We start from the raw sequence: 18,094 nt of genomic DNA, 5'->3' as shown, positions 1-18,094 counted from the left end.
GCGCCGATGGTACTGCACGGGGGACCGTGTGGGAGAGTAGGTCACCGCCGAACAATCTTTAGTACTCAACCCCCGGACACCGTCCGGGGGTTGAGTCATTTCTGGCGGGCGGCGCGGGCGTCTCCCTCATACCCCCAGCGACAGCCCCGGCCAGCGGCTGCGCGCCTGCTCCGGCGAGCGCATCGTGGCCAGTGTCGGCAGTCCCTCGCGTTCGCCCTCGTTGAGGAGGGCGGGGAGTTGGGCGAGGGGGGCGACTGCGGCGACGTCGTCGAGGACGAGGGTGAGTGGTGGGTCGAGCCGGCCGGTGGATGACCCTGCGGCCATGCGGCGGCCGTGCTCGACCACGTCTGCGGCGAGGGCGGTGAGCAGTGGCATCGCACCCGGGCGGGACCGGGGGCCCTCGATGGCTTCACCCACCACATAGAGTGTTCCCCCTTCGTCGATGAATGACTCCAGGACGAGCGAATCTGCTCGGGTGGGTTTGCATGCGTTGCGGATATGGATCGATGACAGGCCCTCCAGGGCCGTCGCGACCAACTCGGCGGCCGCGTCCCGCCGCTCCGGATGTCCCGTGAGCGCCGACTCCAGCTCGCCGGCCGCGCCGGACTCGGCCTCCGGGGTGGAGCGCAGGATGCCCACCGGTTCGTGGGCGCCCGTGCCCTGGGCCCAGCGGTGGACCTGGGCGAAGGGGCGGTCGGCGACGGCGGCGGCGTGCAGCCAGCACGTGAGCATCGTCTCCGCGGTGTCCGCCACCGTGGTGTCCGTACGGTGCTGGGGGAGCACCGGGCGGAGGAGAGCTGCTGCTCGGGCGGCGGCCGTGGCGCGGTCGTTGCAGCCGGTCGCCGGGGACCAGCGGAGGCGGTCCGGGGTGTCGCAGAGCTGGCCCGGGTCGTAGACGAGGACGGGGCCCAGCTTGGCGCGGGCGTCCTTGGTGTCCGCCCACAGGGCGGCGTCGGAGGTAACGGCGAGCGCCGGGCCCTCTGCCCCCAGCAGCGTCTCCCGGGTGAGGGTGACGGCCGTCTGGCTGCCCTTGCGGAACACCAGCGGGCCGGCGGGCACGGGCGGCGTTCCCGGCGGGGCGGTCTGCGCCGGGATGGGCGTCGGGACCTGCTCGGGCGGTGGCTTCTTGGCCATGTTCGTCGCGGGCGGCCTGTGCTGTACGGGGGGTCTGCGCCGCGGCGCCGGCGCCGGGGGCTCCTCCGTCTCCCCATACCATTCGTCCTGCTCCCCGTAGCGCTGCTCCTGCTCCCCGTACCGCTCCTCGAACCGTTCCCGCCTTCCCCTCCCGTATCCGTCTCCCAGGCCCTCGTTCAGCGCCTTGTCGCCCGCCCACGCCTTGCGCGCGCTCGCGCGGCGCGCCTTCCAGCTCGCCACCGTCGTCATCCCCGCGACCGCGAAGGTGACGAGCACCATCAGCTGGCTGATGAACACGCCCCAGAACAGCCCCCACCCCGACAGGGAACCCTCCCGCGCGTCGGGCCAGGCGGCCGCCAGGTCGTGCGGCTCCGCGACCAGCTCCCGCATCGCCACCGGCGTGTCCGTGAACCGGACGCCGGCCGGCCATGCGCCGTGCGCCAGCAGCCCCGCCAGTCCCGTCGCCGTCCACACCAGCACCGTCAGGCCGAGCAGGAAGGCGATCACGCCGATGAGCAGGCCATCGGGAATGCCTCGCTCCGGGGCGCCCCCGTCTCGTCCACCGCGACCCTGCGCCATCTCAGGCCACCGTCGATTCCTTCTCCATCACCACCGGGCCCGCGTCGTCCGCCGCTTCCAGGGCCGGTACGGGGGCGGACTCCGTCATCGCCCGGTCGGTGAAGACCAGCGGCCGTTCGGCCTCGGTCACCAGGTGTTTGACGACCTGCACGTTGCCGTTGACGTCCCAGACGGCGATGCCCGGGGTGAGCGTCGGGATGATCTCGACGGCCCAGCGGGGCAGCCCGAGCACCTTCCCCGTCGCGCGTGCCTCGTCCGCCTTCTGGGCGTAGATCGTCCGTGTCGACGCCATCTTGAGGATCGCCGCCGCCTCCCGTGCCGCCGCGCCGTCCACGACGTCGGACAGGTGGTGCACGACGGCGACGAAGGACAGGCCCAGGCGGCGGCCGAACTTCAGCAGCCGCTGGAAGAGCTGCGCGACGAAGGGGGAGTTGATGATGTGCCACGCCTCCTCCACCAGGAAGATGCGCTTCTTGCGGTCGGGACGGATCCAGGTGTGCTCCAGCCACACGCCGACGATCGCCATGAGGATCGGCATGGCGATCGAGTTCCGGTCGATGTGGGAGAGGTCGAAGATGATGAGCGGCGAGTCGAGGTCGATGCCGACGGTCGTCGGGCCGTCGAACATGCCGCGCAGGTCGCCGTCGACGAGGCGGTCGAGGACGAGGGCGACGTCGAGGCCCCAGTTGCGCACGTCCTCGACGTCGACGTTCATCGCCTCGGCGGCCGTCGGCGCGGGGTGGCGGAGCTGCTCGACGATGTCGGTGAGGACCGGCTGGCGGTCGGTGACGGTCTCGTTGACGTACGCGTGGGCGACCTTGAGGGCGAAGCCGGAGCGCTCGTCGAGGCTGCTGCCGGTGGCGACCTCGATGATCGTGCGGAGCAGGGCGAGCTGGCCGGTGGAGGTGATCGCCGGGTCGAGGGGGTTGAGGCGGATGCCGCGGTCGAGGGCGGCGAGGGGGTCGAGGCGGATGGGGGTGATGCCGAGTTCCTGCGCGATGAGCGCCCACTCGCCGACGCCGTCCTCGCCCTGCGCGTCGAGGACGACGACCTGGCGGTCGCGGAAGCGGAGCTGGCGGAGGACGTAGGTCTTCTCCAGCGCGGACTTGCCGTTGCCGGACTCGCCGAGGACCAGCCAGTGCGGTGCGGGGAGCTGCTGCCCGTACAGCTGGAACGGGTCGTAGATGTAGCCCTTGCCGCTGTAGACCTCGCGGCCGATGATGACGCCGGAGTCGCCCAGGCCGGGCGCGGCGGTGGGGAGGTAGACGGCCTGCGCCTGCGCGGAGGAGGTGCGGACGGGCAGCCGCTGGGTCTCCGTCCTGCCGAAGACGAAGCCGGCGAAGGCACGTGTCACCAGGTCGAGGAGGTCGGCCATGGGTCACCTGATCCCGGTCGCGAAGGGCAGCGTGTTCACAAAGGCGCGGTGGTGTTCCCGATCGCACCATTCCAGTTTCAGGTATGACTTCCCCGCGGAGGCACGGATCGTGCGTTTGTCGCGGGCGAGCGCCTCGGGGGAGCGGGCGGACACGGTGATGTAGCCGACGAGGTTCACGCCGGCGGCGCCGGAGGCGAGGTCTTCGCCGCGCTGGTCGATGCGGTCGTGGTGGGCGATGTCCCGGGGGTCGACGACGCGGTTCATCTTCGCCTGCCGGGACGCCTCCGCGTCGTCGTTCGTCTTCTCCGTCAGCATCCGCTCGATGGCCACTTCGGTGGGCTCCAGGTCCATGCATACGGCGACCGTGCGGATGACGTCCGGGGTGTGGACGAGGAGCGGGGCGAGGAAGTTGACGCCGACGGGGGTCATCGGCCATTCCTTCACCCACGCGGTGGAGTGGCACCAGGGGTCGCGGGTCGCCGACTCGCGGGTCTTGGCGCGCAGGTACTGCGGGTCCACGGCGTCCAGTTCGGCCGGCCAGGCGTTGCGCTGGGTCATGGCCTGGATGTGGTCGACGGGGTGGTCCGGGTCGTACATGGAGTGCACGAGGGCCGCGAGGCGCGCGATGCCCAGCGGCTGCCGTACGCGGATGTCGGCCTCGGCGAGACGGGCGCAGATGTCGCCCAGCTCGCGGGCCATGATGACGGCGATGCACTCGTCGCGGGTCTGTTTGGTGGCGCGGCCCATCACCGTCGCCTCCTGGCCCAGCTCGCGGGTGTAGGGCATGCAGGCGACGAGGTAGGCGCGGTGCTGCTCGGAGGAGGTGGAGACCATGGACTGCAGCTGGTCGTACGAACCCTTTATCCACTGCGGCGCGTGCGGGTCGCCGCGCTGGGAGACGTCCTTGGCGTGCGCGTCGGGGTCGGCGGGCAGGGTGCGGGCGAGCATCTGCAGGCGGCGTACGAAGCCGTCGCCGTTGGCGGCGTGCTTGAGCAGGGTGCCGAAGCGGTCGACGAGGGCCTCCTGGTCCTCGCTGTCGCGCAGGCCGACGCCGGGGCCCTCGATCTCGATGACGGCGGTGACGGTGCGGCGGTCGGCGTGCAGCAGGACGGCGATCTCGTCGGGGCCGAAGGGGGCGACCTGCCAGTTGATGCGGCCGACGCCGGGCGGGGTGCCGACGGCGACCTCCTCGCCGTTGAGGCGCGTGCCGGCCTCGGGGGCGCCGGAGCGGTAGACGGCGGAGCCGGAGCGCAGGAGGCGGCGGTGGCTGCGGCTGATCTCGAACCAGCGGTAGAAGGTGCGGCCGCGGTACGGGACGTAGACGGCGGCGAGGGCGAGCAGCGGGAAGCCCATGAGCAGCACGATGCGCAGCGTCAGCACGGGGACGAGGAGGCCGCACATCATGCCGAGGAAGGCGCCGCTGATGATCAGGCCGATCTCGCCGGTCTCGCGGTTGCGGCCGACGACGGCGTTGGGGCGTGCCTTGCCGATGAGGTACGTCCGACGGGGGGTGATCGGTGGTGTGTCGTGCGTGGTCACCGCAGGTCACCTCCTGTTTCCGGGCGATGGGGCGGACTGCGGGGGCGCGCCGCCGCCGCGGGAGCCGGACCCGCCGCCGCTGCCGTTGCCGCCGGAGCCGCCGGAGTTGCGGCCCGGGGCGCTGGGCTGGGCCGGGCGGGTGCTGTGGGCGGAGACGCCGCCGGCGACGGGGTTGGCGGGCCGGGCGGACGAGCGGGACTCGCCGCCGGTGCCGCCGCCGGCGCCGCCGGCGGCGGGCGAGGTGCGGGAGCCGTGGGTCTTCATGCCGGCGGTGACCAGGGCGGCGGGGGTGGCCATGACGGCGGACGCGGGGTTGGCGGAGGTGGCGCGGCGGCCCTGCTTGGCGGTCATGATCTCGTCGCCGAAGCCGGGGACGAAGCGGTAGATCATCGCGCTGGCGAAGATGGCGAGCAGGATGATCGCGAGGCCGGAGACGACGGCGGAGAAGGCGTCCGGCCCCTCCTCGGCGGACAGCGCGCCGGCGAGGCCGAGGACGATGACGATGACGGGCTTGACGAGGATCACCGCGATCATGATCCCGGCCCAGCGGCGGACGTGGTGCCACATGTTCTTGTCGACGAGCCCGGCGTAGACGGCGGTGCCGAGGAGGGCGCCGACGTAGAGGAGGGCGGCGCGGATGACCAGCTCCAGCCAGAGCACGCCGGCGGCGAGCACGGAGACCAGCGACACGATGATGAGCATGATCGGCCCGCCGCCGATGTCCTCGCCCTTCTTGAGGGCCTCGGAGAAGCCGCCGAAGAAGGTGTCGGTGTTGGACGACGTGCCGGAGGCGATGGCTTCGGTGACGGAGTCGGTGGCGGTGACGAGGGTGTAGAGGATGAGGGGGGTGAAGGCGGAGGCGAGGACGGTCAGCCAGAGGAAGCCGATGGCTTCGCCGAGTGCCTCGCCGAGGGGGACGCCGCGGATGGCGCGCTTGGCGACGGCGAGGAGCCAGAGGGTGAGGGTGAGGATGGTGGAGGCGGCGAAGACGACGGCGTACTGGCGCAGGAAGGCGGCGTTGGTGAAGTCGACGGTGGTGGTGGAGGTGACGGCCTCGGAGAGCTTGTCGATGGTCCAGGCGGCGGCTTCGGCACAGCCTTTGGCCAGCGAGGAGAGCGGGTCGACGGATTCCGTCGGGTCGCTGGGGGCGTCGGGGGCGGAGTCCTTGCGGTCGCCCTCGCCTTGGCAGTAGTCCCGGGCGGGGCCGCGGATGAGGTCGCAGGAGTCGTCGTCCTGGGCGGCGGCGCGGCCGGCGGCGGCGAGGGCGGTGAACTGCGCGCCCCCGAGGAGAGCGCCCAGGCGGAGAGCGCGGCGGCGGTCAGCGGGCATAGGTGAACCCTCCGAACTCCTCGACGGCCTTGGCCATGTCCTCGGCGGAGGACGCGGTCTGGTCGCGGCCGACCGGCACCGGGCCGTCCTTCTGGGTGTAGTCGGAGACCTTCCAGTCGGAGTCGGCCCACCGGAGTTCGTACGTCGTGGTGTACCAGCCCTCGGTGACGGGGTTCTCGGAGTCCTCGCCGGCGAGGCCGAAGAGCGCCGAGTACCAGACGGCGATCTTCGCGGTGCCGTCGTCGCCGTAGGCCTTCACGCTCGTGCCCACCGGGTTGACGCGGGAGACGAACGTCGTGCCCGTGGGCGCCGAGCCGTCCTCCTCAAGGCCGATCCGCTGGAGGAAGTCCGGCTCGTCGTAGACCTTGTCGAGGGCGGAGAGCCGGGCCTCGGCGACGTCGGGGACGTAGAGGGCGCGGACGATGTCGGCGCGCTCGTCGTCGTCGAACATGCCCGCGCCGGCCAGCGACACGGTGTAGTTCGCCGCCGCGGACTGGGCGCCCTTTGCGGTTTGGGGGAAGCCGGAGGGGATGCCGTCGGTGGAGGTCGTGACCGGGGAGTCGCCCGTGGGGGCCGTGGGCTGGGTGCGGGTGCCGGGGTCGGCGGTGTTCTCGCCGTCGTCGGTGGAGTTGCCGCTGCGGTTCGCGAAGGCGATCGCGGCGACCAGCAGGACCACGACGCCCATGACCGTGACCGTGGCCCGGGAGGGTGACACGCGGCCGCCGCGGCGCGGGCCGCCGTCGTAGCGGTCGTCGGTGTCGCCTTCGGCGAAGCGGGTGCGGGTGCCGGGTTCGGAGACGGCGTAGTCGGCGTAGTCGTCGTCGTGGCTCATGCGCCGTCGCCCTCTCCGTGTGCCGGGGCGTCGTTGCTCCGGCTTTCCGTAGGCACACGAAGGTAGCGGTGCGCCGCCGGCCCTCTCACGGGGGTGCCCGGGCCGCCGCGCCCGGGGGTCGGTTGCCTCCCGGGGCGCGGGCCCGGGCGGCGTCCCGTCGCCGTGTGCCGCACCGCCGTTCGCCGTTCGCCTGGCCCTGGAGTCACGGCCCGGCCTACACCGCCATTCCGTACACGATCGTGAAGACGGTGCCGAGGGAGCCGATGATGAACACTCCCGTCAGGCCCGCGACGATCAGCCCCTTGCCCTGCTCCGCGCTGAAGGTGTCGCGGAGCGCGGTGGCGCCGATGCGCTGCTTGGCCGCGCCCCAGATCGCGATGCCCAGGCACAGCAGGATCGCGACCGCCATGACCACTTCGATCATGACGCGCGCTTCTTGGCCCAGGCTTCCGAAGGGGCCCCAGTCAGGGGCGATACCGCCGATGATGGTGTTGATGTCGCCCTTGTCGGCTGCCAGGAACATGTCGTAACTCACCGCCCCATGCGCTGTGTTGCCGTCCCGGGTGGACGACGGGAGTCGTCGTCCATCCTCTCTGATGATGCCCCGGCGAGAGTCGATTTGGCGTCAACCGCAGGGATTTCACAAAGGTGTTCGGCGTTCACCGCCGACTTTCCTGTGTGTATCACGTTAGGTGACTATTGGCAACGCTGTGTGTCTGGTGGGGCGGGGGTGGACGGCGGCGCCGGCTACACCGGCTGGCCGATGGGGCGCATGACGACGGTGTTCACGTCTACCCCCGCGGGCTGCCCGAGCGCCCAGACGATCGACTCGGCGACCTGGTCGGACGTCATCATCTCCATGCCCTCCGGGGCCCCGCCCCGGCCGTCCCAGAAGAGGCTGTCGGTGCGGCCGGGGGCGACGAGCGTGACGCCGACGCCGTCGCCGGTCACCATGCGGCGGGTGTTCTCCGCCAGGCCCGTCATGGCCCACTTGGTGATGCCGTAGATGTTGCCCGCGCCGTAGACGAAGCCCGCGACGCTGCCGACGATGACGATCCGCCCGCGGGTCTCGCGCAGCGCCGCCAGCGAGCTGCGGATCAGCAGCGCGGGCCCCAGCACGTTGGTGAGCACCATGTCCCGCCAGCCCGCGGGGTCGCCCGTGGCGAGGTCGTCGTGGGTGGCGAAGCCGGCGTTGGCGACGACGGCGTCGAGCCGTCCGTACGCCGTGAGCGTCGCCTGCACGGCCGCCTCCACGGCCTCGTGGTCGGAGGCGTCGCCGGGCAGGGTCAGCAGCTCCGGCGGGTCGCCCACGTCCTTGGCGAAGCGGCGCAGCCGCTCGGCGGCGAGGCCGGTGACGGCGACGCGGCCGCCGCGGGCGCGGAGCTGGCCGGCCGCGGCGGCGCCGGTGCCGCTGCCGAACCCGGTGACGAGGGTGACGGGGAAGAGGTCGGTCATGGGTACGGGCCTCCGGGGTGCCGTTCGGGTCGGATGCGCAGAGTGCACCACTTGGAGTGCTCTCTAGGTCAACACCCGCACCGGTGTGTGCGGAGGCGGTCGCCGGCCGGCGCGAACGACCGTACCGGCGGGGGGCGTTGACCAGGGAACGGGCAGACAGCCGGGGCCCGATGAGGGATGGTTGAGGAGTGCGCAAGCTCTGGCTGATCGTGGCGCTGGGGTCAGGGATGGTCCTGTCGTTCCTGGCGCTGCTCGTCGTCGGTACGTACACCGCCGCGTCCGGCATCGCCGGCCGCGGCGTCGGTCTGGCGAAGGGCGCCGTGCCCGCGACGTACCAGCCGCTGGTGCAGGAGTGGGGCAACCTCTGCCCGGCCCTCAACCCCGCGCTGCTCGCCGCCCAGCTGTATCAGGAGAGCGGCTGGGACCCGGACGCCGTCAGCTCCGCCGACGCCCGGGGCATCGCGCAGTTCATCCCCGGCACCTGGGCCACCCACGGCATCGACGCCAACGGCGACGGCGAGCGCGACGTCAACGACCCCGAGGACGCCATCCCGTCGGCGGCGACGTACGACTGCAAGCTCGCCGGCTACGTGAAGGACGTGCCCGGCGACCCCACCGACAACATGCTCGCCGCCTACAACGCCGGCCCGTACGCCGTCATCAAGTACGACGGTGTGCCGCCGTACCGCGAGACGCAGAACTATGTACAGGTAATCCGCGCCCTGGAGCAGAGCTTCGCCGCCCCGACCTCCCGGCTGTCGCCGTCGAAGCAGGCCGCCGGCGCCATCCACTACGCGCAGGAGAAGCTCGGCACGCCGTACCTGTGGGGCGGTGACGGTACGCCGGAGGAGGGCGGGCGGTTCGACTGCTCGGGGCTGACGAAGGCGGCGTACGCCTCGGTGGGCATCGAGCTGCCGCGGGTGGCGAACGACCAGTGGCACGCCGGGCCGCACCCGGGCCGGGACGAACTGCTCCCCGGCGACCTGGTCTTCTTCGCGTACGACCTGAACGACTCCCGCTCCATCCACCACGTCGGGCTGTATGTAGGGGGCGGCTACATGATCGACGCCCCTTACACCGGCGCCGTGATCCGCTTCGACCCGATCGACTCGCCGGACTACTTCGGCGCGACCCGGGTCACCGAGGCCGGCGCCGCGGCGCTGCCGGAGCGCTGACGTGCGGCGGGCCGCGGCGGGGGCGGTCACTCTTCGATAACCTCCCGGTGATCTTTCGGTCGCGGACGGAACGCACGCCTTCGCGGCGCCGTTGCAAAGGGCGGGCGGCACCGTTGCAATAGGAAAGACGGCGACCGCCGGACAGCGGGGAGACGGGTGGGGAGAGGAGCCGAGTGGACATGCGTTCGCTGCACCTGGCGGGGGCACCCCCGAGCGGGTCGAACGCCGACGTTTCCGTGCTGTACGACATCAACGGCGTCGCGGACTCCACGCCGCCCTGGTTCGACCGCGGTGCGGCGTTTCTGGGCGAGTACGGGCTGATCGGGCTGCTGGGCGTGCTGCTGGCCGTCTGCTGGTGGCGGGTGCGCCGGCGGCCGGGCGCGGTGCCGGCGGTGGCCGCGCTGCTGTGGGGGCCGCTGGCCGCGGCGCTCGCGTGGCTGGCGAACATGCCGATCCGCGCGATCGTGGAGCGCCCGCGGCCGTTCCGGGAGCACGACGGCCTGGAGGTCCTGCTGCCCGGCACCACCGGGTACTCGTTCGTCAGCGACCACACCTCCGTCGCCATGGCGCTGGCGGTCGGCATCTTCATGGCCAGCCGGCGGTACGGGCTCGCCGCGCTGGCGCTCGCGCTCCTGGAGGCGCTGAGCCGGATGTACCTGGGCGTGCACTACCCCTCGGACGTCGTCGGCGGCATCGCGCTCGGCACGTCGGTGGCGCTGCTGCTGGCGCCGGCGGCGACGGCCGGGCTGGTGCCGCTGCTGCGGCGGGCGCCGGAGTGGCTCGTCGCCGACCCGGAGGGGCCGGACGCCGGGGCGGATCCGGACCCGGCGGCGGACCCCCGCGACCCGGGCGCGGTGCCGGCGCCGCGGACGGAGCCGATGGAGCGGGGCGGCGGCGGCCGGGACGGGGACGAGCTGGCGGCGTAGCGGGTACGGGTACGTGACCGGCCGCGGCGCCGAGAGCTTAGGGGCGAGGGCCGAGGGGCGAGGCGCGTACGACGCACCGCCGTGCGCGAGGCGTGCGCGCCCCGCGCACGCCCCCGCCCCGCACCCGCCGCCGTGCGCCCCCGGGACAGCGCGCCTAGACGGCCTGGCCGAAGTCGAACAGCCGCTCCGGGTCGTACCGCTCCTTCACCTTCGCCAGCCGCTCCGCCGCCGGCCCGTAGTACGCGCTACGCCACTTCCGCAGCCCCGGGTCCGCGTAGTTCTGGTACGCCGCCCCCGAGGCGTGCCGCCGCATCGCCGCGTGCGTGTCCGCCAGCCACCGCTCGCCCGGCCCGCCGTCCTCGCCCTCGTCCCACGACGAGATGTACTGCGCGAGCACCCGCGACCCGCGGTGCACGAACGCCGTGTCCGCCACCGGCACCCGGTTCACCGCCCCGCCCAGCGCCGTGAGGATGAACAGCGCGTCCGCCGAGCGCGCCGCCTGCTCCGCCCGGTCCAACAGCGTGCCGACGCCGTCGGCGGGCAGCGGCTCGTCGTAGAAGTCGGAGCCTGCGGCGAACGTGTCGCGCTGCAGGGTGCCCCGCGCGTTGCGCCCCGGCACGCTGCCCTGCAACCGGCACTGCTCGCGGCCGGCCTGCGCGCAGCCCGCGTAGGTGCGCATGGCGTGGATGTACGTCTGCGGGCCGATGGCGACGTCCTCGGCGGGCCCGGGGCCGCCGGGCTGGTCGGCGAGGAAGTCGACGGCGTCGTGCAGGTCGTCCTCGGTGCCCAGCGACAGCGCGGCCACGGAGATCGTCGGCTCGCCGCCGCGGGTGTTGCCGAAGTGGACCGCGGACCACAGCTCGTCCGGCTGGTCCGGCCCCCACCGCTGCCAGGTGGTCAGCAGCGCCTCGGCCTTCGACCACGGCCACACCATGTGCGCGGCGACGACGTCCGCGGCCTCGCGGGTGTCGTAGCGCAGCTCGGTGACGACGCCGAAGTTGCCGCCGCCGGCGCCGCGCAGCGCCCAGAACAGGTCCTCGTTCTCGTCCGCGGAGCACTCGACGGTCCTGCCGTCGGCGGTGACGACGGTGGCGCCCGTCAGGTGGTCGCAGGTGAGTCCGTACGCGCGCGAGACGACGCCGTGGCCGCCGCCGAGGGTGAGGCCGGCCATGCCGACGGTGGCGCAGGAGCCGGCGGGTATGGTCCGGCCGCGGGCGGCGAGGACCTCGTAGACGTCGATGGTGCGGGCGCCGGCGCCGACGGTGGCGGTCCCGGAGTCGGAGTCGACGCGGGAGAGGGCGGAGACGTCGAGGACGAGGCGGCCGTTGCCGTTGGAGAAGCCGGCGTAGGAGTGGCCTCCGCTGCGTACGGAGACGGGGACGCCGGCGCCGCGGGCGAAGCCCAGGCACTCGGCGACGTCGTCGGCGTGGTCGACGTACGCGACGGCGGCCGGGCGCAGGTCGTCGAAGCGGGTGTTGTACTGCTGGGCGGCGACCCGGTAGTCGTCGTCCCCCGGGAGGACGAGGCGGCCGTCGAGGGACCCCGCGAGCGCGGGCCAGTCCGCCGGTCCTGTGGTTCTGCCGCGGCTCTTCGAGCCGCTGGGCTTGGGGTCCGGCTTCCCGCCGCCGTCGTCGTCGCCCGAGCAGCCGGCGAGGCCGGCGGCGCCCGCGCCGGCGGCGAGGGCGGTACGGAGCACTGTGCGCCTGTCCATCCGCACAGCACAGCGCATCGCGTCGCCCCTCCGCTACCCCCAAGTAGCAAAGCCTGACGGCAACCGCCGCGACGTCCGCCCGCGGCGACCACCCGCGGCATCCGCCCGCCGGCCGGTCCGCTCAGCCCGTACCGTCCGGCGCGTGGGCGACGGCGTCCGCGCGGGCGCGGGAGCGGGCGCGGCGCGCCGGGCCGATCCACCCGCAGCTGCAGCGGGCGTACGCGAAGGCGCCCTGCTCGGAGGTCGACGTGCGGTGCGTCCCGCCCGAGCGCGGGCCGTCCGGGGCGCGGGGGCCGCCCGGCCCCTCGGCGGGTCCGTCGCTGAGCACGCGGTCACGGTACCGCGGTGGGGACAGACCGTGACGGCGCCCCCGTCACCTCGTTAAGCGAACCGGAGAAAACACCGGCCGGGGGTAGCGAGAGATGGCGGCGGAGCAGCGGCGGACCGTACGTACCGGCACGGTGCCCGCACCGCCCGGCGCCGCCCCCGCGGCCCGGCCCGCGGCCCCGCTCGCGCTCCTCGGCGCCCTCGCCGCGGCGGCCCTGTCCGCCACCGCCGGCTGCTCGGCGAGCGGCGCGGCGGCCGACGGCCACCCCGGCGGCGACCCGCTCAGCGCCGTGCAGCGCACGGCCGACGCACTGGCCGGCGCGGGCAGCTCCCGGGCGCGTACGGAGATGGAGATGACCAGCGGCGGCACCCGGGTCACGGTCAGCGGCGACGGCGCGTTCGACTACGCGGAGCGGCGCGGTCTGCTGCGCGTGGTGCCGCCGCAGGCGGAGGGCGAGCCGATCACCGAGCTGTACGCCGTCGGCGAGCTGTACATGAAGAACCGCGGCGCCGGCGTCCCCGCCGACAAGTGGCTGCGGCTCGACACCACCCGGCTCGCCGACGGCAACCTCGTCACCAACGGCGCCACCGACCCGCTGACCGCCGCCGAACTGCTGCGCGGCGCCCGCGAGGTGCGGTACGTGGGCGAGGAGCGGGTCGGCGACAGCCTCGTACGGCACTACCAGGGCACGGCCGACCTCGGCCGCGCCGCCCGCGCGGCGTCGCCGTACGCGCGCGGGGCGCTGACCGCCGCGGCCGACGGGTTCGTCCACGACGCGGTGACCTTCGACGTGTACCTCGACGAGGACGGCCGGCCGCGCCGGGTCCGGCACGAGTTCGCGCTGTCCGGCGACTCACCGGTGCGGGTGGCGTCGACCGTCGAAACGTACGACTTCGGGGCGCCGGCCGAGGTGGCCCTGCCCGCCGACCGCGACATCTATGCCGGAACGGTTCGGCAGGGCAGCCAACAGACCGCTTCCTAGCGGGAGTTGAATCCGGTCGTTTGCGCGGGCGCGTCGGGATTCGCCGGGAAAGCCGGTGCCGTAAATGGTCCAGACGTGTCATGCGCAGACTGTGCCGCCCTACCTACTCTGAGCGGTGAGCCCGGCTGCCGGCGGGTGTGCATGGGGAAGTGGGGTGATTGCACGTGGGTCGGGGGTCGGCCGTCCAGGACCATGTGGCTCTCGCCGAAATCGAGTTGTGCGGGGAATTGATCATCGCGGCGACGAGCGCGCCGGAAGAGCGGCTGAGCGAGGACCGCATCGACGAAGTCCTGCGGGTGGAAGCCGCGCGGCGCGGTGCCGACCGCGACCGCAGGCGCGGCCGGCAGGAGATCACCCCGTAGCAGCCCGCAGTGGCGGAGGGTGCGCCGCCGGGGACGCGCACCGGGCGACGGGCGCGGGGCGGGAGCGGGCGGCGGGAATCGGGGTACGGAAGCGTGCCGCGGGGAGCGGGCCGCGGGCGCTGCGCGCGGCGTCTCGCGCGCAGCAGCGGCCTTGTGCCCGGCGTTACGCGCGCAGCATCCGGGCGATCGCGGCGGTGGCCTCCTCGACCTTCGCGTCGATCTCGTCGCCGCCCCGGGCGGCGGCGTCGGCGACGCAGTGCCGCAGGTGCTCCTCCAGGAGCTGCAGCGCAAAGGACTGCAGCGCCTTCGTGCTCGCGGAGACCTGGGTGAGTATGTCGATGCAGTAGACGTCCTCTTCGACCATGCGCTGCAGACCGCGGACCTGGCCCTCGATCCGGCGCAGCCGTTTCAGGTGGGCCTCTTTGTCCTTGCTGTACCCGTGCGGGCCGGAGCCCGGCGCGGAGGCGCCGGCCGCCGTCTCGACGGCTGCCGGCGTTGCCGTGGTGTCGGTCACGTGCCCGTCCTTCCGTTTCCCATCCCCGATGCGCCCGGTGCGTGCACAGCTGTGTGCGTACCACCGTATGCGAACCGTGCGCAAAATACCCTTAGGGGGTATATGATACCGCCTTCGTGGCATTCTGTCCTGCGGCTGTTCTGCAGAGCCGGTTCGCTCCGCAGGTACGGCTCGCCTAGCATCATCAGGACCTATTCGCCGATATTCGCAGCACTGAGGATCCCCACGTGCGATTTCGTCTGACCCCCAGGGAGACGAGCTTCTACGATATGTTCGCCGCCTCGGCGGACAACATCGTTACGGGCTCGAAGCTCCTGATGGAACTGCTCGGGGCGGATTCCTCCGCCCGGGCCGAGATCGCCGAGCGGATGCGCGCCGCGGAGCACGCCGGCGACGACGCCACCCACGCCATCCTCCACCAGCTGAACGCGTCGTTCATCACGCCCTTCGACCGCGAGGACATCTACCGTCTCGCCAGCTCCCTCGACGACGTCATGGACTTCATGGAGGAGGCCGTCGACCTCGTCGTCCTCTACCAGATCGAGGAGTTGCCGCGGGGGGTGGAGCAGCAGATCGAGGTGCTGGCGCGGGCCGCCGAGCTGACCGCGGAGGCGATGCCCAACCTCCGTACGCTCAACCACCTGCCGGAGTTCTGGATCGAGGTCAACCGGCTGGAGAACCAGGCCGACCAGATCCACCGCAAGCTCCTCGCGCACCTCTTCAACGGCAAGTACGACGCCATCGAGGTGCTCAAGCTCAAGCAGATCGTGGACGTCCTCGAAGAGGCCGCCGACGCCTTCGAGAAGGTCGCGAACACCGTGGAAACGATCGCGGTCAAGGAGTCCTGAGCGCTCGTGGACACCTTCGCGCTTGTCGTCACGATCGGGGTTGCGCTCTTCTTCACGTACACCAACGGCTTCCACGACTCCGCCAACGCGATCGCGACCTCCGTCTCCACCCGCGCGCTGACGCCGCGGGCCGCGCTGCTGATGGCCGCGGTGATGAACTTCGCCGGCGCCTTCCTCGGCAGCGGCGTCGCCAAGACGGTGAGCGAAGGGCTGATCGAGACCCCGCACGGCTCGCACGGGATGTGGATCCTGTTCGCCGCCCTGACCGGCGCGATCACATGGAACCTGATCACGTGGTATTTCGGGCTGCCGTCGTCGTCCTCGCACGCGCTCTTCGGCGGCATGGTCGGCGCGGCGCTGGCGGCGTCGTCGACGGTGTACTGGTCCGGCGTGCTGGAAAAGGTCGTCATCCCGATGTTCGTCTCGCCGGTCGTCGGCCTGTGCGTCGGCTATCTGGTGATGTGCGCGATCCTGTGGTTCTTCCGCCGCGCCACCCCGCGGCGCGCGCAGCGCGGCTTCCGGATAGCGCAGACGGTCTCGGCGGCGGGGATGGCGCTCGGGCACGGCCTGCAGGACGCCCAGAAGACGATGGGCATCGTGGTGATGGCCCTGGTCATCGCGGACGTGGAGGACGAGGGCGACGCCATCCCGTGGTGGGTGAAGGTGGCGTGCGCCCTGATGCTGTCGCTCGGTACGTACGCGGGCGGCTGGCGCATCATGCGGACGCTGGGGCGGCGGATCATCGACCTGCAGCCGCCGCAGGGCTTCGCGGCGGAGACGACGGCGGCGGGGATCATGTACACCGCGTCGTTCATGTTCCACGCGCCGATCTCGACCACGCACGTGATCACGTCGGCGATCATGGGCGTCGGCGCGACGAAGCGGGTCAAGGCCGTGCGGTGGGGCGTGGCCAAGAACATCGTGGCGGGCTGGTTCATCACGATGCCGGCCGCGGCGGCGGTGGCGGCGGCGGTGTACTGGGTGGTGCACCTGGCCTTCGAGTAGTGCTGAAGCGTTTCTCCCCCCTCCTCCCCGGAGCGGGGCGGCGGCGCCCGCCCCGTCTCAGCCGAAGCGGCCCGAGATGTAGTCCTCCGTGGCCTTCTCGTCGGGGTTGGAGAAGATCTTGTCGGTGTCGCCGACCTCCACCAGCCGTCCCGGCTCCCCGACCGCCGACAGGTTGAAGAACGCGGTCCGGTCCGAGACCCGCGCCGCCTGCTGCATGTTGTGCGTCACGATGACGATCGTGAACCTCTCTTTGAGATCGGCCATCAGGTCCTCGATGGCGAGGGTGGAGATGGGGTCGAGGGCCGAGCAGGGCTCGTCCATGAGGAGCACCTGGGGTTCGACGGCGATGGCGCGGGCGATGCACAGGCGCTGCTGCTGGCCGCCGGACAGGCCGGAGCCGGGGCGGTTGAGCCGGTCCTTGACCTCGTTCCAGAGGTTCGCGCCGCGCAGGGACTTCTCCACCACGTCGTCCAGCTCGCGCTTCTTGTACGAGCCGTTGAGCCGGAGCCCGGCGGCCACGTTCTCGTAGACGCTCATCGTCGGGAACGGGTTGGGCCGCTGGAAGACCATGCCCACCACCCGGCGCACCCCGACCGGGTCGACGCCCGGGCCGTACAGGTCCTCGCCGTCGAGGCGGATCTCGCCCTCGACGCGCGCGCCGGGGGTCACCTCGTGCATGCGGTTGACGGTGCGCAGGAAGGTGGACTTACCGCAGCCGGACGGGCCGATGAAGGCGGTCACGGACTTCGGCTCGACGTGCATGGAGATGCCGTCGATCGCCTTGAAGTCGCCGTAGTAGGCGCTGAGGCCGTTGATGTCGATGCGCTTGGACATGTGACTGGGATCTCTCTCCTACCCGGCCGTCAGCGGCCGGTCTTCGGGGCCTTGAAACGGGCGATGAGGCGGGCCAGCAGGTTGAGGAGCATGACGAACACGATGAGCACCAGGGCGGCGGCCCAGGCGCGGTCGAAGGAGGCGTCGTTGCCGTTGGCCCACTGCTCGTAGATGTACAGCGGCAGGGACGCCTGGGCGCCCTCGAACGGGTCGGGGTTGATGGCGGGGTTGCCGAACACGAGCAGCAGAAGAGGCGCCGTCTCGCCGGTGATGCGGGCCACGGCGAGCATGACGCCGGTGGTGATGCCGCCGATGGAGGTGGGCAGGACGACCTTGAGGATCGTCTTCCACTTCGGTACGCCCAGCGCGTACGACGCCTCCCGCAGCTCGTTCGGGACGAGCTTCAGCATCTCCTCGGTGGAGCGCACGACGATCGGCAGCATCAGGATGGCCAGCGCGAAGGAGCCGGCGAGGCCGGAGTAGCCGAAGCCCAGCCCCATGATCCAGACGCTGAGGACGAACAGGCCGGCGACGATCGACGGGATGCCCGTCATGACGTCGACGAAGAACGTCACCGCCTTCGCCAGCCGCCCGCTCCCGTACTCGACGAGGTACACGCCCGTCAGCAGCCCGATCGGGGTGGCCATGGCGGCGGCCAGCGCGACCTGCTCGACGGTGCCGAGGAGGGCGTGGTAGATGCCGCCGCCGGGGGCGATGGCGACGACGCCGTTCATGGAGTGGGTGAGGAAGTAGCCGTCGAGGACCTTGACGCCCTGCCGTACGGTCTCCCAGATCAGCGACGCCAGCGGAATGACGGCCAGCAGCAGCGCGCCCCACACGAGCGACGTCGCCAGCCGGTCCTTCGCCTTGCGGGCGCCCTCCGCGCGCGCCGAGACCGCGTACAGCCCGGCCACGAAGAGCACCGCGGCGATCAGCCCCCACTGCACCCGGCTGGCCAGCCCCGCGCCCAGCCCGGTGGCCACCGCCACGGCCGCCGCGGCGACGGCGACGCCGGCGGGCGCCCAGCGGGGCAGCCGCGGCTGGTGGATGCCGAGCGCGTCGGCGCGGTCGGCCCGGGTCACGGCGTGCGTACCGGCGGCGCTCACGCGTTGGCCCCCGAGTACTCCTTGCGGCGCGCGATGATCAGCCGGGCGGCGCCGTTGACC

Annotated in this window: 18 protein-coding genes; 6 read left to right on the top strand and 12 right to left on the bottom strand. The window is 72.4% G+C overall.

Going from position 1 to position 18,094, the window contains the following annotated elements:
• Positions 1–126: 126 nt before the first annotated feature.
• From ABD317_RS19740 to ABD317_RS19710, 7 genes are all read right to left on the bottom strand, one after another.
• Positions 127–1,713: a P-loop NTPase family protein gene (locus ABD317_RS19740; RefSeq protein ID WP_344291272.1), complete on the bottom strand. Its 1,587-nt coding sequence runs from the start codon at positions 1,711–1,713 to the stop codon at positions 127–129.
• 1 nt (position 1,714) lies between these two features.
• On the bottom strand, positions 1,715–3,088 hold the full coding sequence (locus ABD317_RS19735; RefSeq protein ID WP_344291271.1) for an ATP-binding protein: 1,374 nt from the start codon (positions 3,086–3,088) through the stop codon (positions 1,715–1,717).
• Between the two features lie 3 nt (positions 3,089–3,091).
• A complete protein-coding gene (locus ABD317_RS19730; RefSeq protein ID WP_344291270.1) occupies positions 3,092–4,627 on the bottom strand; it encodes an SCO6880 family protein in 1,536 nt (511 codons plus the stop codon).
• Positions 4,628–4,633: 6 nt separating this feature from the next.
• Positions 4,634–5,956: a hypothetical protein gene (locus ABD317_RS19725; protein ID WP_344291269.1), complete on the bottom strand. Its 1,323-nt coding sequence runs from the start codon at positions 5,954–5,956 to the stop codon at positions 4,634–4,636.
• Positions 5,946–6,788 (bottom strand): DUF8175 domain-containg protein, encoded by an 843-nt coding sequence (locus tag ABD317_RS19720; protein ID WP_344291267.1) that lies wholly within the window; start codon positions 6,786–6,788, stop codon positions 5,946–5,948. The genes ABD317_RS19725 and ABD317_RS19720 overlap by 11 nt, the downstream gene beginning before the upstream one ends.
• A gap of 214 nt (positions 6,789–7,002) precedes the next feature.
• Entirely contained in the window at positions 7,003–7,311 is a 309-nt protein-coding gene (locus ABD317_RS19715; protein WP_018840935.1) for a hypothetical protein, read from the bottom strand.
• A 224-nt stretch (positions 7,312–7,535) separates the two neighbouring features.
• A complete protein-coding gene (locus ABD317_RS19710; protein ID WP_344291266.1) occupies positions 7,536–8,243 on the bottom strand; it encodes an SDR family oxidoreductase in 708 nt (235 codons plus the stop codon).
• 227 nt (positions 8,244–8,470) lie between these two features.
• Here ABD317_RS19710 and ABD317_RS19705 point away from each other — a divergent pair, with 227 nt between their 5' ends.
• Positions 8,471–9,418 (top strand): C40 family peptidase, encoded by a 948-nt coding sequence (locus tag ABD317_RS19705; protein WP_425582396.1) that lies wholly within the window; start codon positions 8,471–8,473, stop codon positions 9,416–9,418.
• Between the two features lie 173 nt (positions 9,419–9,591).
• On the top strand, positions 9,592–10,344 hold the full coding sequence (locus ABD317_RS19700) for a phosphatase PAP2 family protein (protein WP_344291264.1): 753 nt from the start codon (positions 9,592–9,594) through the stop codon (positions 10,342–10,344).
• A 154-nt stretch (positions 10,345–10,498) separates the two neighbouring features.
• Here ABD317_RS19700 and ABD317_RS19695 read toward each other — a convergent pair whose 3' ends face one another.
• Both ABD317_RS19695 and ABD317_RS19690 read right to left on the bottom strand, forming a co-directional pair.
• Entirely contained in the window at positions 10,499–12,055 is a 1,557-nt protein-coding gene (locus ABD317_RS19695; RefSeq protein ID WP_344291263.1) for an FAD-binding oxidoreductase, read from the bottom strand.
• A 121-nt stretch (positions 12,056–12,176) separates the two neighbouring features.
• Positions 12,177–12,383, bottom strand: a complete 207-nt coding sequence (locus ABD317_RS19690) for a hypothetical protein (protein ID WP_344291262.1) — start codon at positions 12,381–12,383, stop codon at positions 12,177–12,179.
• A 94-nt stretch (positions 12,384–12,477) separates the two neighbouring features.
• Between ABD317_RS19690 and ABD317_RS19685 the strand changes: the two genes are divergently transcribed.
• Both ABD317_RS19685 and ABD317_RS19680 read left to right on the top strand, forming a co-directional pair.
• Positions 12,478–13,365 carry an SCO4651 family lipoprotein gene (locus tag ABD317_RS19685; RefSeq protein ID WP_344291261.1) on the top strand — a complete coding sequence of 296 codons (888 nt, stop codon included), beginning with the start codon at positions 12,478–12,480 and terminating at the stop codon, positions 13,363–13,365.
• A 164-nt stretch (positions 13,366–13,529) separates the two neighbouring features.
• Entirely contained in the window at positions 13,530–13,727 is a 198-nt protein-coding gene (locus ABD317_RS19680) for a hypothetical protein (protein ID WP_027756817.1), read from the top strand.
• 163 nt (positions 13,728–13,890) lie between these two features.
• Here ABD317_RS19680 and ABD317_RS19675 read toward each other — a convergent pair whose 3' ends face one another.
• Complete coding sequence (locus ABD317_RS19675) at positions 13,891–14,241, bottom strand: metal-sensing transcriptional repressor (protein WP_027756816.1); 351 nt, start codon at positions 14,239–14,241, stop codon at positions 13,891–13,893.
• Positions 14,242–14,468: 227 nt separating this feature from the next.
• Here ABD317_RS19675 and ABD317_RS19670 point away from each other — a divergent pair, with 227 nt between their 5' ends.
• Both ABD317_RS19670 and ABD317_RS19665 read left to right on the top strand, forming a co-directional pair.
• Entirely contained in the window at positions 14,469–15,089 is a 621-nt protein-coding gene (locus ABD317_RS19670) for a DUF47 domain-containing protein (protein WP_026276740.1), read from the top strand.
• A gap of 6 nt (positions 15,090–15,095) precedes the next feature.
• The gene (locus ABD317_RS19665; protein ID WP_344291260.1) at positions 15,096–16,094 is read left to right on the top strand and encodes an inorganic phosphate transporter; all 999 of its coding nucleotides are present in this window, start codon (positions 15,096–15,098) and stop codon (positions 16,092–16,094) included.
• Between the two features lie 57 nt (positions 16,095–16,151).
• On the opposite strand, the gene pstB is transcribed toward ABD317_RS19665, so the two are convergent.
• Together pstB and pstA are read right to left on the bottom strand one after the other, a co-directional pair.
• On the bottom strand, positions 16,152–16,928 hold the full coding sequence (gene pstB, locus ABD317_RS19660) for a phosphate ABC transporter ATP-binding protein PstB (RefSeq protein WP_344291259.1): 777 nt from the start codon (positions 16,926–16,928) through the stop codon (positions 16,152–16,154).
• A 29-nt stretch (positions 16,929–16,957) separates the two neighbouring features.
• Positions 16,958–18,034 (bottom strand): phosphate ABC transporter permease PstA, encoded by a 1,077-nt coding sequence (gene pstA, locus ABD317_RS19655; protein ID WP_425582395.1) that lies wholly within the window; start codon positions 18,032–18,034, stop codon positions 16,958–16,960.
• Positions 18,035–18,094 lie beyond the last annotated feature (60 nt).

Source organism: Streptomyces synnematoformans, assembly GCF_039531005.1.
Lineage (GTDB): Bacteria > Actinomycetota > Actinomycetes > Streptomycetales > Streptomycetaceae > Streptomyces > Streptomyces synnematoformans.
The sequence above is the reverse complement of the archived record's forward strand: the minus strand, read 5'-3'. Positions and strand labels throughout refer to the sequence as shown.

Coding starts and splice junctions, on each gene's coding strand:
- ABD317_RS19725 (WP_344291269.1), bottom strand. CDS start 5,956: ATGCCCGCTGACCGCCGCCGCGCTCTCCGCCTGGGCGCTCTCCTCGGG.
- ABD317_RS19740 (WP_344291272.1), bottom strand. CDS start 1,713: ATGGCGCAGGGTCGCGGTGGACGAGACGGGGGCGCCCCGGAGCGAGGC.
- pstB (WP_344291259.1), bottom strand. CDS start 16,928: ATGTCCAAGCGCATCGACATCAACGGCCTCAGCGCCTACTACGGCGAC.
- ABD317_RS19695 (WP_344291263.1), bottom strand. CDS start 12,055: ATGGACAGGCGCACAGTGCTCCGTACCGCCCTCGCCGCCGGCGCGGGC.
- ABD317_RS19685 (WP_344291261.1), top strand. CDS start 12,478: ATGGCGGCGGAGCAGCGGCGGACCGTACGTACCGGCACGGTGCCCGCA.
- ABD317_RS19715 (WP_018840935.1), bottom strand. CDS start 7,311: ATGTTCCTGGCAGCCGACAAGGGCGACATCAACACCATCATCGGCGGT.
- ABD317_RS19710 (WP_344291266.1), bottom strand. CDS start 8,243: ATGACCGACCTCTTCCCCGTCACCCTCGTCACCGGGTTCGGCAGCGGC.
- ABD317_RS19705 (WP_425582396.1), top strand. CDS start 8,471: ATGGTCCTGTCGTTCCTGGCGCTGCTCGTCGTCGGTACGTACACCGCC.
- ABD317_RS19735 (WP_344291271.1), bottom strand. CDS start 3,088: ATGGCCGACCTCCTCGACCTGGTGACACGTGCCTTCGCCGGCTTCGTC.
- ABD317_RS19720 (WP_344291267.1), bottom strand. CDS start 6,788: ATGAGCCACGACGACGACTACGCCGACTACGCCGTCTCCGAACCCGGC.